This is a genomic window from Massilia antarctica (assembly GCF_015689335.1).
In the GTDB taxonomy this organism is placed as follows: domain Bacteria; phylum Pseudomonadota; class Gammaproteobacteria; order Burkholderiales; family Burkholderiaceae_D; genus Telluria_A; species Telluria_A antarctica.
Genome location: NZ_CP065053.1, coordinates 2,112,147 through 2,125,470, shown reverse-complemented (window position 1 = coordinate 2,125,470; position 13,324 = coordinate 2,112,147). Strand labels below are relative to the sequence as shown.

General features: G+C 61.8%; 8 protein-coding genes and 1 pseudogene. 4 read left to right on the top strand and 5 right to left on the bottom strand.

The window, feature by feature from the left end; genetic code table 11:
* Nucleotides 1-25: 25 nt before the first annotated feature.
* Nucleotides 26-3,886, bottom strand: a complete 3,861-nt coding sequence (locus IV454_RS09695; protein WP_206091307.1) for a M48 family metallopeptidase — start codon at nucleotides 3,884-3,886, stop codon at nucleotides 26-28.
* A 153-nt stretch (nucleotides 3,887-4,039) separates the two neighbouring features.
* Here IV454_RS09695 and IV454_RS09690 point away from each other — a divergent pair, with 153 nt between their 5' ends.
* Nucleotides 4,040-4,435 (top strand): MAPEG family protein, encoded by a 396-nt coding sequence (locus IV454_RS09690; protein WP_206091306.1) that lies wholly within the window; start codon nucleotides 4,040-4,042, stop codon nucleotides 4,433-4,435.
* A gap of 91 nt (nucleotides 4,436-4,526) precedes the next feature.
* Here IV454_RS09690 and IV454_RS09685 read toward each other — a convergent pair whose 3' ends face one another.
* From IV454_RS09685 to hppD, 3 genes are all read right to left on the bottom strand, one after another.
* Nucleotides 4,527-4,928 (bottom strand): DUF3224 domain-containing protein, encoded by a 402-nt coding sequence (locus tag IV454_RS09685; protein WP_206091305.1) that lies wholly within the window; start codon nucleotides 4,926-4,928, stop codon nucleotides 4,527-4,529.
* Nucleotides 4,929-5,039: 111 nt separating this feature from the next.
* Nucleotides 5,040-8,612: an indolepyruvate ferredoxin oxidoreductase family protein gene (locus tag IV454_RS09680; RefSeq protein ID WP_206091304.1), complete on the bottom strand. Its 3,573-nt coding sequence runs from the start codon at nucleotides 8,610-8,612 to the stop codon at nucleotides 5,040-5,042.
* A gap of 35 nt (nucleotides 8,613-8,647) precedes the next feature.
* Nucleotides 8,648-9,769, bottom strand: coding sequence for a 4-hydroxyphenylpyruvate dioxygenase (hppD, locus tag IV454_RS09675; protein ID WP_206091303.1), 1,122 nt, complete (start codon nucleotides 9,767-9,769; stop codon nucleotides 8,648-8,650).
* A 125-nt stretch (nucleotides 9,770-9,894) separates the two neighbouring features.
* On the opposite strand from hppD, the gene IV454_RS09670 reads away from it, so the two are divergent.
* On the top strand, nucleotides 9,895-10,404 hold the full coding sequence (locus tag IV454_RS09670; RefSeq protein ID WP_054265716.1) for an Lrp/AsnC family transcriptional regulator: 510 nt from the start codon (nucleotides 9,895-9,897) through the stop codon (nucleotides 10,402-10,404).
* Between the two features lie 18 nt (nucleotides 10,405-10,422).
* On the opposite strand, the gene IV454_RS09665 is transcribed toward IV454_RS09670, so the two are convergent.
* A complete protein-coding gene (locus IV454_RS09665; RefSeq protein WP_206091302.1) occupies nucleotides 10,423-11,085 on the bottom strand; it encodes a GNAT family N-acetyltransferase in 663 nt (220 codons plus the stop codon).
* A 206-nt stretch (nucleotides 11,086-11,291) separates the two neighbouring features.
* Between IV454_RS09665 and IV454_RS09660 the strand changes: the two are divergent.
* A pseudogene (locus IV454_RS09660) lies at nucleotides 11,292-11,973 on the top strand (transposase).
* A gap of 216 nt (nucleotides 11,974-12,189) precedes the next feature.
* On the top strand, nucleotides 12,190-13,323 hold the full coding sequence (locus IV454_RS09655; RefSeq protein ID WP_206091301.1) for a hypothetical protein: 1,134 nt from the start codon (nucleotides 12,190-12,192) through the stop codon (nucleotides 13,321-13,323).
* Nucleotide 13,324 lies beyond the last annotated feature (1 nt).

Sequence of the window (13,324 nt, the reverse complement as noted above, 5' to 3'; positions counted from 1 at the left end):
CCGGCGTGAGCAATCCGCGCTGTGCTTACGACTCCTTGAAGTACGGGCGCTCCGATGCAAACAGCATCCGCGCGACCGCCTTGCGCCACGCGGGCGGCGCCTTGTCGCCCAACAGCACCAGCGCGGCGCTCCAGGCGTGCATGCGCATCTCGGGGTCGGCCGCGTCGAGCAGGCGGTCGGCCGCGAGCGGATCCTTGCCTGCGGCGATGCGGTCGAAGAAGGCCAGCATGCGCTGCTGGTCCGAGCCGGAGGCGGCGCGCGTCTCCGCGCGCCAGGGCGCCGCGTCGTAGCCATGGCGGGTCGCCAGCGCCAGCCCGGTCCAGATGGTGGCGCCGTCCTGGCCTTGCCCGAACGGCAGCGCCATGGCGCGCTTGATCATGGCGGCATCGGCCCCGTCCGAGCCGGCCGCCAGCCGCAGCACGTGCGCCGTACGCCCTGGATCCGCTTGCTCCCCTCGGGTGGCCTCGTCGATGCGCCCGGCCGCAAGCATCTGGTAGGGGCGCACCGACGCGAGCGGCGACGGCCCTTCTTCGATCTCCAGCAAGCGCTGCAATCGGTGCGATGTTGCCGCCAGCGCACCGAGGTCGGCGGAAGACAAATCCGGCGCCAGCATGCGCCGCACCCGCGCCAGGCTCATGCCGGCATCGTCCGCCATGGCCGGCGTGCCGCGCACCAGTTGCTCGAGCGCGGGCACCGCACCGGCGACATCCCCGGCCTGCATCCTGTCGTAGGCGATCCAGCGTGCCAGCCACAGGTTGTTCGGCCAGCGCGCGCGCGCTTCGGCCATCCGGCGTGCGATGCCGGCGTTGTCGCCCTGGCAGCGCAGCGCAAGGTAGGCAAAGTCGCCGTCGTCGGGCCGCGCCGCCGCCTGGGCGGCGAGGTCCGCGCACAGCGCCGGCTTGCTGACGGCGCTGGCGCGGTCCATCTCGACGCGGCGCAGCATCACGTCGCGCGGCGCGGCGCGCAGGCGCTCGCGGAGCACGGCGGCGAATTCCGGGAGCTGTCCGGCGAAACCAAGCCAGGTTTCGGCGTCCGCCGTGGCGGTACTGTCCCAGCGCGCATGAACCAGGGCGAGGCTGCTGGCCAGCGACCCATCGGCGAGCATCGACAACTGGGTTTCCGGCGCCAATTCGCCCATGCCGCTCAACACGCTGCGGTGGCCGCCGCCCTTGCCGGAAATGCCCAGGGGCGGCCGCTCGAACATGAGATCGACCTTGCTGTCGATCCAGCGCGGCGTACCCAGCATCTTTTGCGGCACCGGCTCGGCGGGACCATAGACCGCCGTCCACTCCAGCAGCGGCGCGGCCGAGGCCACGTTGTAGACCGGATGCGCGAGCGGCTTCGAGAGCGCGTCGAAGGCTTCGATCAGGCGCCCGTCTTCGCTGCGCGTCTCCACATGATGCTTGCCCAGCACCGGCACGCTGAACCCCATATGCGCGTGGGCGGCCACGTTCTGCCGCCTGCCGTCGATTTTCACCCGCACCGGCGTGCCAAGGCCGTTGTAGACCATGATCACCGGGTCGCTGGCAAACACCGACACGCCGCCGGCGCCGAACTTGCCGGCACTGAGCGCGGCAATCACGATCGTCCCTGCCACCAGCAGGCGCGCGGCGGCCGGCGCCCGGCCGTCGGCCAGCTGGAAACGCGCCCACCAGCCGAGCTGGCGCTGGCGCTGGCGTTCGCCGCCCGCCAGCAGCACCGGGTACGACGACGGCACGCGCGAATGCGTCGGGGCGGCGCGCATCCCTTCGCCGATACGCGAGCAGCGCGCGATCTTCGCTTCGGTCGCCAGCAACTCGTCGAGCGCCGCGCCGCGCAAGGCATCGAGCCGCTCGGACAGCGACGTGACCAGCGGCGCGGCCTCGCGCATCCATGCGTTGATGTTGCCTTCGTAGGCTAACTCCATGCCGAATTGGCCCAGCGCCGCGCCCCAGCCGGACTCCATGCCAAGCTGCTCGAGCAGGCGCGGCGACAGGTGCACCGAGCCGGCTTCGCGGTAGAGCTGGGTCATCACCTTATGCAGTTCATTGGCCTCGCCGACCACGCGCGTGACGCCGTCGGCATTCACGCGGCGCAGCGCGGTGACCATCGCCACCGCGTTGTCGAGCATGCCCTGGGCGTCGCGCAGGGCGGCCAGGCGGTGTTCGGCGTAGTGCACCAGCGCCAGCATGCCGTCCAGATACGCGTCCCAGCCGCGCCCGAGCTGGTGCCCCATGTTCTGGTGCCAGCTGCGGCACAGCCAGTCGTGCTGGTGCAAGCGCGCGGCGATCCTGGCGATGTCTTCCTGCAGCCGCGCCAGTGCGGCCGGCAGTTGCGCCATGCCGAATTTTTCGCCGCGCACGTGCACCTCGCTGCCGGCCGCTGTCAAGGTTCCGGCGATCAGGGCGTCGAGCTGGGCGCGTTCGTTTTCCAGGGTACGCAGCTGTTCGATATCGGCAGCCAGCGCGGCCGGGTAGAGCGAATCGAGTAGCTCCTGCCTGGCCTGGTAGTGGCCCGCGCGCAGTGCGCTCATGTCGCGCGCATGGCGGGTCAGCGCGCGGCCAAAATAAATGCCGCGATAGCGCGCGTGGAACTGCTCGCGCTGGAAGGGCTGCGCCAGCGCCTGCAGCGACTGGTCCAGGTCGACCGCGACGCTGTCGCCCTCGCCGAGCAGATAGCGGGTCATCCCGGCGCGTAGCGAGGCGGTGTGGTCGAAGACCGCCCAGGCGCTGACCGGATCGGGCGGCGCGGCCACGTAAATGCGCTTGGCGTTTTCTTCGCGTTCGTGATTGAGCGGGTGGGTCAGCCACATCCTGGGGCGCTGGGCCAGGCCGGCCTTGAAAATGCGATGCTGGTCGCGGCCTTGCTCGGGCAAGGGCGGGACCCCGGCGTACGTGGGGTCGTTGAGGATGCCGCTCATCAGCCGCAGCATCTCGGTCTGCACCGAAAACACGTCGCGCGTGGCACGCCCGCCAGCATGTTCGGTGGCGATGAAGGCGAGCGCGCGCGTCCAGGCGTCGTCGGCGCCGCGCATGCGGTGCAGCGCGTGGATCAGGGCATCGCTGCCGGTCAAGGACACGGCCACCAGGTCGGCCTGCATTTCCATCTCGCGCGACAGGGCGCGCTGCATCATCACCACCAGGCGGAACACGGAGTCGATCAGCGAGCGGATCGACCAGATGATCAGTTGCAGCGGGCCGGCAAGCAAAACCAGGCGGGCATCGATCCTGCATACCCCTTCCAGCAAGGCATCCAGTTTGTCGCGCTGCGTGACCACATGGCTGACGATTTGCCGGGCCACGTAGACCCAGCCGCCGACCGCCATCGAGCGCTGCGCGAAATGGCCGAATTCATGGGCCAGCACGGCGCGCAATTCGCCGCGCGAGAGCACGTTGATCAGCGGCAGGCCGATCTCGAGACTTTTCCTGGCCGGGAAAATCAGGTTGTACAGCGACATGTCGTGGAACACGCTGGCGTTCACCTTGGCCGACAGGAATACCCTGTGCGGACGCGGTGCGCGGGCGGCGTCGGCCAGCTCGAACAGATAGGCGAACAGGCGTGGCTGGTCCTTTTCTGTCACTTCGAGCAAACCCTCGTGGCGCGAGCTGCGAACCGAGACCATCGCCTTGATCATCGACGCGCCGATGAACAGCGAGCAGGCGGCCATGAAGTAGGAAAAGCCGTCAAGGTCGCTGCCGGCGCCATCGACGAACACCTGCCAGGCTGTGTACACGAACCAGCCGGCCATCCCGCAGTACAGGCAGACGAACAGCAGCAGGCAGGCCACCGCAAGACGCACGCTGTTCTTGTAGGCGGCGCTCGGCGCGGTCAGGCGCGCGGCCAGTTCGGGCGAAATGGCGTTGATCGGGGTGTTAATGAGGCTCTCCAGGCACCGGGGATGCTGCAAAACATCTAATTTTAACGGACAATCGTAGGTACAAATTTTCCATTTGCAATATATATACACAAAAAGCAATATCAGCCGTGCAGAGCCTTCGGGTTTTCTTTGTTAATCTGACCATATTGCCGGCAACCGCCGGCGTTCAAGGGGAAAAAAGCGATGACGACCGAACTGATGATCCTGGGCTGGACCCTGGTGCTGGCGGTGGTGCAGATCATGCTGACCAGCTCATTCCGGAACAAGGAAACCGGGATGGAGTACAACATGGGGCCGCGCGACGGTGGGGCGCCGCCACCGCGGCCCGTGACGGCGCGCCTGCAGCGGGCGCAGGCCAATCTGTTCGAGACCTTGCCGCTGTTCGCGGCGGCCGTCCTGATCGCGCATGCGGGCGGACGCGAGGGCGCCCTGACCTTGTGGGGCGCCTGGGCTTATCTGATCGCGCGGGTGGTGTATGTGCCGCTGTACGCGGCCGGCATTCCAGTGGTGCGCTCGATTGTGTGGACGGCGTCGATGGTGGGGCTGGGGATGATTCTGGTGGCGATCTTGATGCCGTAGGAAGCCGTCGTGGCGGCCACGATATGCAAGACCGTCATCGGCGGGAAGTCATTTCCGCCAATGGCGGTTCAGAGGTGACGTGCGTAGCGAGTCACACCTCATCCATCGTGTACTCAAGTTCGTAGTAATGCTTGCTGTCGACGATATCGAGCTTGAACTTGCCCTGGATGCCGGAGAGTCCCTCGGTCCCAGAACCGGGCACGATGCTGATTGACAGATGGCTGGCGCCCGCATGCATGGTGCCGGCGTGCTGCAGCGCGAAGCTGCCGCTCATGCCGTCCAGGGTGCCGGTCACGTGTTCGATGGCCACGTACCCTGCCGAACCGGCGGCGGGATTGCCGGCCGAGAGCATCTCGCCCTGGCCGATGCCGATCAAATCGCCGCTGTAGTATTTATCGATCAGCATCCGGCCCAGGGAAACGCGTCCCGCGCCCTCGCCGGATGGCGGCGCCTGCATGGTGATCTCGAAAGTACCCTTGGCGGTGATGAACATGGTTGTCTGGCCTCGTCGATTGCGAAGCCTCCATGATACCCCGGATAAAAAAATGGCCCGCTCGAGGGCGGGCCATTCATCTTGCGCGAACAGGTATTACGCGACCCGGTCTTACGCGACCCGATGAATCTGGATCACGCCGTCCGGCGAGGCCGGCTTGCCGAAGGCCGCCAGCAGCGCGGCTTCCTTCTCCTTGGCCGCCTTCAGGTGACGTTCCTTCACATGCCCGTACCCGCGAATATCTTCAGGGATGCTGGCAATGGCCACCGCTTGCGACAGGGTTTCCGCGGTCAGCTTCGGTAGCAGCCCGCCGACCGTGTTGCGGTACTCGCCGATCAGCGCGCGTTCCATCTTGCGCTCCCCGGTGTAGCCGAAGATGTCGAGCGCGCCGCCACGCAAGCCCTTCATCTTGGCCAGCAGGCCGAACGCCTTCATCATCCACGGACCGAATTCCTGCTTGATCAGCTGGCCCTTGGAGTCGTGCTTGGCGAACAGCGGCGGCGCCAGGTGGAACTTGAGCTTGATGTCGCCCTCGAACATGCCGGCGATCTTTTCCTGGAAGGCGCCATTGGTGTACAGGCGCGCGACTTCATACTCGTCCTTGTACGCCATCAGCTTGTAGAAGTAGCGCGCCACCGCTTCGGTCAGGCGCGTGCCCTTGCCCAGCTTCGCTTCCTCGGCGCGCACCTGGTCCACGAACGCCTTGTACTGGTTGGCGTAGGCGACGTCCTGGTAAGCGGTCAACAGTTCGATGCGCCTGTTGATGATCTCGTCCAGGCTTTGCGTGCGCTTGAATTCAATCACCTTGGCCGGTGTGGTCATTTTCACCAGCGACGCCAGGTCGTGCGCCGCCGTGCGGCCCCACGTAAAGGCGCTCTTGTTAAAGCCCACCGAGACGTTGTTCAGTTCAATCGCCTTCATGATCGACGCTTCGCTCAAAGGAACCTGGCCTTTTTGCCACGCGTAGCCGAGCATGAACATATTGGTGGCGATCGAGTCGCCCATCAGCGCGGTGGCAATCTGGCCGGCGTCGACAAAATCCACGCGCTCGGCGCCGCAAGCCTTGACGATCTCAGCCTGCGAGGACGCGCCCGGGAACTGCCAGTCCGGGTTCTTGACGAAGGCCGCCGTCGACGAACCGGTGGAGTTGATGGCAGCGTACGTGCGGCCTTCGCCCATGCGCGAGAGAGCGTCGCGGCTGGCCGTGACGATCAGGTCGCAGCCGATCACCAGGTCGGCGCTGCCGGTGCCCACGCGGGTCGAATGCAAATCGGCCTGCTTGTCGGCCAGGCGCACGTGCGACATCACCGGGCCGCCCTTTTGGGCCAGTCCGCTCATGTCGAGCACAATGGCGCCCTTGCCTTCGACGTGGGCCGCCATCGCCAGGATCTGGCCGACGGTGACCACGCCGGTGCCGCCGATCCCGGTGATCAGGATGCCGTACGGCGCGGCCGTGCCTTTGAGCACAGGCGTCGGCAGCTGCGGCGGGGCCGCTTCGCCGGCGGCGGCTTTTTTCGGCTTCTTGAGCGAACCGCCTTCGACCGTGACAAAACTCGGGCAGAAGCCCGTCACGCACGAGAAGTCCTTGTTGCAGGACGACTGGTTGATCTGGCGCTTGCGCCCCAGTTCCGTTTCCAGCGGTTCGACCGACAAGCAGTTCGACTGCACCGAGCAGTCGCCGCAGCCTTCGCACACGGCCTCGTTGATGACGGCGCGCTTGGCTGGATCCGGATACTCGTTGCGCTTCCGGCGGCGCCGCTTTTCGGACGCACAGGTCTGGTCGTAGATCATGGCCGACACACCCGGCTTGTCGCGCAGTTCGCGCTGCACGTCCATCAATTCGCTGCGGTGGCGCACGGTCACGCCTTCGGCCCACTTGTAGTCGGACGGGTATTTTTCCGGTTCGTCGGTGACGACGATGATCGGGCCCACGCCTTCGGCCGCGATCTGGCGGCTGATCATGCCCGGGTCGAGCGGGCCGTCGAATTCCTGGCCGCCGGTCATGGCCACCGCATCGTTGAACAGGATCTTGTAGGTGATGTTGACCTTGGCCGCCACCGCCGCGCGGATCGCCAGGATCCCCGAGTGGAAGTAGGTGCCGTCGCCGAGGTTGGTGAAGACGTGCTTCTCGTTGGTGAACGGCGCCTGGCCGACCCAGGTCACGCCTTCGGCGCCCATGTGGGTGAAGGTCGAGGTTTCGCGGTCCATCCACAGCACCATGTAGTGGCAGCCGATGCCGGCCAGGGCGCGCGAGCCTTCCGGCACCTTGGTCGACGAATTGTGCGGGCAGCCGGAGCAGAAATACGGGGTGCGGTCGGTGTCCGGATTGGGCTTGGTGCTGACGTTTTTCAGTACCAGCTCTTTCGCTTCCAGGTAGGCGATGCGTTCCTTGACGCGCTGCTCGACCGGATGGCCGGCGCAGTAATGCGAAATGCGGCTGGCGATCGCGCGTGCGATCTGGGCCGGGTTGAGCTCATAGGTGGCCGGCAGCAGCCAGTCGCCGTGGCCGGTGCCGCCCTTGTTCGACCATTCGCCGGTGTCGTCGAATTTGCCGACCACGCGCGGACGCTGGCCGTCCGGCAGGTTGTACAGTTCTTCCTTGAGCGCGTATTCCAGGATCTGGCGCTTCTCTTCGACCACCAGGATTTCGTCGAGGCCCTTGGCGAATTCGTGCACGCCTTCCGCTTCGAGCGGCCAGGTCATGCCGATCTTGTACAGGCGGATGCCGATATCGGCGGCGGCCTGCTCGTCGATGCCCAGGTCGGCCAGCGCCTGGCGCGTGTCCAGATACGATTTACCGGCGGTGATGATGCCGATCTTCGGCTTCGGGCTGTCCCAGATGATTTTATTGAGCTTGTTGACGCGCGCGTAAGCCAGCGCGGCGTACCACTTGAAGCTGTTCATCCGCACTTCCATATCGAGCACGGTGTCGGGCCAGCGGATGTTCAGGCCACCCTCGGGCAGCACGAAGTCGGTCGGCAGTTCGATCTTGACCCGGTCCGGGTCGAAGTCGACCACGGCGCCCGATTCGATGATGTCGGTGACGCACTTCATCGATACCCACAGGCCGGTGTAGCGGCTCATGGCCCAGGCGTGCAGGCCGTAGTCGATATATTCCTGCACCGAGGCCGGATACAGCACCGGAATGCCGCAGGCGTTCAGGATATGGTCCGACTGGTGCGCGGTGGACGAGGACTTGGCCGCGTGGTCGTCGCCGGCCAGTACCAGCACGCCGCCATGCTTGGCGCTGCCGGCATTGTTGGCGTGCTTGAAAACGTCGCCGCAGCGGTCCACGCCGGGGCCTTTGCCGTACCACATCGAGAACACGCCGTCGTACTTGGCATCCTTGAACAGGTTCGTTTGCTGGGTGCCCCAGACCGCGGTGGCGGCCAGGTCTTCGTTCATCCCGGGATGGAACTTGACGTGGTGGGCGTCCAGGTGCTTCTTGGCCTTGACCGCGGTCATGTCGACCGAGGTCACGGGCGAGCCGCGGTAGCCGGTGATGTAACCGGCGGTGTTCAGGCCGGCCTTGAGGTCGCGTTCGCGCTGCATCATCGGCAGGCGGATCAGCGCCTGGGTGCCGGTCATGAAGGCGCGGCCGCGCTCCAGGGTCCATTTGTCGTCGAGCGAAATCTCGTGCGACGGCTCAGCGTCGAGGTGAGCCCGGTCTAGCGGTGCGTTCATTGTCTTTGTCTCCGTATGTTCTTGTACGCCGCGCTTCAAGCCGCGGTCGTGTCCTGCAGCACGCCGCGCTTGATCTGGTCGAGTTCAATCGACTCGAACAGCGCGCGGAAATTGCCTTCGCCGAAGCCCTGGTCGCCCTTGCGCTGGATGATCTCGAAGAAGATCGGGCCGATCACCGTCTGCGTGAAAATCTGCAGCAGCAGTTCGCGCTCGGTCTCGTTGCTGTGGCCATCGATCAGGATGCGCAGGCGGCGCAGTTCTTCGAGGTTCTCGCCGTGGCCCGGCAGGCGGCGGTTGACCAGCTCATAGTAGGTTTCGATGGTGTCCTGGAACACGATGCCGCTGTCGCGCATGCCCTGGACCGAGGTATAGATCTGGTCGGTGCCGAGCGCGATGTGCTGGATGCCTTCGCCGTGGTATTGGTCGAGGTATTCGGCGATCTGCGATTTGTCGTCCGACGATTCATTGATCGGAATGCGGATTTTGCCGCACGGGGACGTCATGGCCTTCGATTTGAGGCCGGTCAGCTTGCCTTCGATGTCGAAGTAGCGCACTTCGCGGAAGTTGAACAGGTTCTCGTAGAACTCGGCCCATTCCTTCATGCGGCCGCGGTGCACGTTGTGGGTCAGGTGGTCGATGTAGGTCAGGCCGTTGCCGACCGGGTTGGCGACGGCGCCCGGAATGGCGACGAAGTCGACGTCATAGATGCTGATGTCGCCGATGGTGCCGGGCGCCGAACCGGCATTGGCGCCCTTGCCGCGCCAGCGGTCGACGAAGTACAGGAGCGAATCGCCCACGCCCTTGATGGCGGGGATGTTCAGTTCCATCGGGCCGGTCTTGTTGTCGAAGCCCCAGGCGCCCAGTTCGAGCGCGCGGCGGTAGGCCATGGCGGCATCCTCGACGCGGATCGCGATGGCGCACACGGACGGGCCGTGGGTGCGTGCGAAGCGCTGTGCGAAGGAGTCTTTTTCGGCGTTGATGATGAAGTTGATCTCGCCCTGGCGATACAAGGTCACGTCCTTGTGGCGGTGGCGCGCGATGGCCGTGAAGCCCATCTGCTCGAACAGGGCGCCGAGCGCTTTCGGATCCGGCGCCGCATACTCGACGAACTCGAATCCATCGGTCCCCATCGGGTTTTCCCAAGGCGTAAATTGCATGACAGTCTCCTATTTTAATAGGGCACAGTATAGTCCTGCGACTCCAGCATTAAATTTCAAACACTGCCCCGCGCCTCGCGATTTGAGCAATAATATTGCGTTGAAATGCGGCTTTCGGAGGAAATATGCCAAAAATTGTGCTGGATAAAACAGATCGGAAGATTCTGGCGATTCTGCAGGCGGACGGGCGCCTGTCGAACCAGGACGTGGCCGACCGGGTCAGCCTGTCGCCCTCGCCCTGCCTGCGCCGCATCAAGCGGCTGGAAGAAGCGGGCGTGATCCGCCAGTACGTGGCCCTGCTCGACCCGGCCCAGATCGGGCTCGGTTTGCTGGCGTATGTGAACGTGCGGCTGGAAAAGCACAGCGAGGGCTCCAGCAACGCGGCCGGCGCGCGCCGCGCCACCAGTTCGCCGCATAGCGACTTCGCGCTGTCAGTCGAACACTGGCCGGAAGTGGTGGCCTGCTATGCGATGACGGGGGAAATGGATTACCTGCTGCGCGTGCACGTGGAAGACATGGACCACTTTTCGCGCTTCATGATGCAGACCCTGCTCAGCCACCCGGCGGTGGCGGACGTGAAGTCGAGCTTTGCGCTGCAGCGGATCAAGGATACGACCGCGCTGCCGCTGATGTAAGGCTTACTTCTTCGGGGCTTACTTCTTTGGCACGAAGAACTTGACGGCGGCGCGGGTGTTGGCCTTGAGGGTGTAGTCGATGGTGGCGAACTGCTCGTCGATGGCTTCCCTGAGCATGCTGGCCGGGTCGGGCGGAAGCAGGCGCAGGTAGGCATCGGCTTCGCCGTAGTCGCGCTGGATCTCCATGCCGGCCTTTTTCGCGATGTGCATCATGGTCTGGTTGGACGAGAGGCAGTGCATGTACAAGGTGTCGACATCGAGGTTGCGGCAGCGGATGGCGGCGCGCTCGAACAATTTGGAGCCGATGCCCAGCCCGCGCGCCGAGGCCGACACCGACACGCCGAATTCGGCCACGATATCCTTGGTCGTGCTGCTCAGCGCATGCGTCGAGGCTTGCTTGGGCGCGAAGGCCAGGTGGCCGACGGCGACCAGCTTGAACACCGGGTTGTAGACGCCATACACGGTGTCGTGCGAAAAATCGATCCTGGCCACGTAGGCTTCCACCAGTTCGTCGGGCAGGTTGGTGCCGAAACGAAGCAAGCGGTCACTATTGTCGAGCGCGAGGAAATGCCTCAGTACGCGGTGGCGGTCGCGTTCGTGGAGCTGTTTGACCAGCACCTTGCGGCGGGTCTTGCGGCCGCTGCGGGCGCTGAGCCAGCTGCTGAATGGGTTTGTGAACATGATTGCGGCCGTTATCCGTGACGTCGATTGTGCAGTGCACCAATTGTTCCATTGTATCGTATTAGCCGTCCTTCGTGTTTGTGGTCCGCCGACTGTCAAGCTGTCGATTGTGTCTTAGAGAAGTACTGATTTATTCATCGGCCACGGTGCCAGACTGATGCGATACCTGAGACAATAACTGCGCCTCCACGAACGTCTGATCGATCATGCAGAAGAGTTTTTCCGGTCTCGAATACATCGCCAAAAAGAAGATGACACGTTATGGCGTATTCTTGGCAAAGATAGAAATGGTGACACCAAGGTCACCGTTGGACGCGCCGATCGAGCCGTTCTATCCGAAGGTTGAACATGCTGGCAATCCGCCAATCGGCTGGGCACGCAGGTTGCGAATGTACGTGGACCAGACAAAGAAGGTAATGACTGGCACTTCGGGATCAAAGCACATATTGGCGTTGAAGCGAAGTCGGGTTTGGTACACACGGTGGTGAGCACTGCCTCCCACGTGGCCGACGTCACGCAGGCACGGGTGCTGCTGCACGGCGATGAAGTCGCGGTGATGGGCGATGCTGGATACCTGAGTGTTGAGAAATACGAAGAGAATCTCGTCACGAGGGTCACGTGGCACGTTGCATGTAGCGAACCAAGCGAAGGACCCTGCCTGCCAAAAAGCTTGGCCGAATGATGGAAAAGCTGGAACACTTGAAGGCAGGCGTACGAGCCAAAGTTGAGCATCCGTTCCATGTTGTGTGGGACGTCTTTCGTCATCGGAAAGCGCGCTACCGCAACTTGACGAAAAATACAGCCCAACTGTTCACTTTGTTCGGCTTCGCGAATTTGATACTCGCCGACTGGCAATTTACGGTCTTGGGGGGCCGAACTCTGTCCTGACGACGAAACAGCAGGAAGAAAAGCCTGTGTTATTCTCGAAGCGCGTGTATGACAAAGCGCGTCTTGACAACTAATGACTGGGGGCTTCCAGCATCACCGGTAAGGCCGGGCTGCCGAGAGCACGAGGTTTGGATAAATTATGCAAGGTTCAGGTCCATAAATTTTTTTCATTTTCTATGGAATTCTCAACACAAAAAATTTAGCTTATAGTTCGACATGCGATACGCTGGCCTTGGGCCGCCTGTATCGACAAGACCAAGCTCCATCTGGAAAAATGGTTTTTACGAAGAAGTTGCAAAGTTTCACGGAATCTGTAAACTTATATTTTTATTATTTAAATCAAACTGTGCTCCAGGAAAAATTTTTGATTGTAAAGAATTCAGTACTAAAAGCGCCAACCGGAGCCGTAACTTGCTAACAGCAATCTTTAATACTGTAATAGGAACTCTTGCCGTTGCTGGAGTCTGGTGGATCATCAAATCGCGTTGGCTATATGTGATTGCGCCTAAGCTTTACATGACTACTTCTAGAAACGGCGAGCAGATCCACTCTTTGTCCATCTACAACGCAGGACTGTTGTTGGAAGAGGAGGTTACGATGATAATACGGCCTGTTTGCAGATTTGAGATCGTTGGAACATCCAAAAGTACCGTAACTGTTCAAGGGAACATTATCACTATTCCTAAACTGATTAGACTAGAGACGGTTACTTTACTTCTTCTTGTGCAGGGTAGGCAGTTTGAGCACGCAGATATTGAAAGCATCGAATCAAAGGCAACCCATGGAAAGGTTGTGGCAAATAAAGAAAATGCAACAGCGGTCTGGCAAAGTATTTTGGTAATTCCCTTACTGACGATTTTCCTCGTGGTGCCGTTTTTATTAGGCACGTTCGTTGGTAGCGAGATGAAACAGTCGATGTTTGGATATATAGCGGAGAAGTACGAATTAATTGGCTCTAGTAAGCAGTTAGCCGGCTTCAAGAACACGACTAATATACGTTTTGGTCACGGGAAGTTAGAAAAGGATTTTAAAGAATCACGTGTTAAAATTACGGTGCAGGAGGTAATTCGACGTGGAGATGTGCTGACTCTAATGGTTGACATAAAAAATAGTACTGGGTCAGCTATAATTATTGACGGATCGATGAATGGCACCGCAGGTAAAGGGACAGTCGATTATCAAAATTCGCGAACAGAATCTTTCGCATTAGCAGAGGGGGCAAATAAAACGATTAAATTCCAAGTTTTTTTGCCTGAAATAACTTCAGTAAAAATGATAGAAGGAAATTATAGCTTTAAAACCTTCGATGGCGATGATTTAACGGTTGTGCAAATATTGCAATTTGATTAAA

Excerpts from the sequence above, each read along its gene's own strand:
- IV454_RS09665 (WP_206091302.1), bottom strand. The coding sequence starts at position 11,085 with ATGTTCACAAACCCATTCAGCAGCTGGCTCAGCGCCCGCAGCGGCCGC.
- IV454_RS09670 (WP_054265716.1), top strand. The coding sequence starts at position 9,895 with ATGCCAAAAATTGTGCTGGATAAAACAGATCGGAAGATTCTGGCGATT.
- IV454_RS09685 (WP_206091305.1), bottom strand. The coding sequence starts at position 4,928 with ATGTTCATCACCGCCAAGGGTACTTTCGAGATCACCATGCAGGCGCCG.
- IV454_RS09690 (WP_206091306.1), top strand. The coding sequence starts at position 4,040 with ATGACGACCGAACTGATGATCCTGGGCTGGACCCTGGTGCTGGCGGTG.
- IV454_RS09655 (WP_206091301.1), top strand. The coding sequence starts at position 12,190 with ATGCGATACGCTGGCCTTGGGCCGCCTGTATCGACAAGACCAAGCTCC.
- hppD (WP_206091303.1), bottom strand. The coding sequence starts at position 9,769 with ATGCAATTTACGCCTTGGGAAAACCCGATGGGGACCGATGGATTCGAG.
- IV454_RS09680 (WP_206091304.1), bottom strand. The coding sequence starts at position 8,612 with ATGAACGCACCGCTAGACCGGGCTCACCTCGACGCTGAGCCGTCGCAC.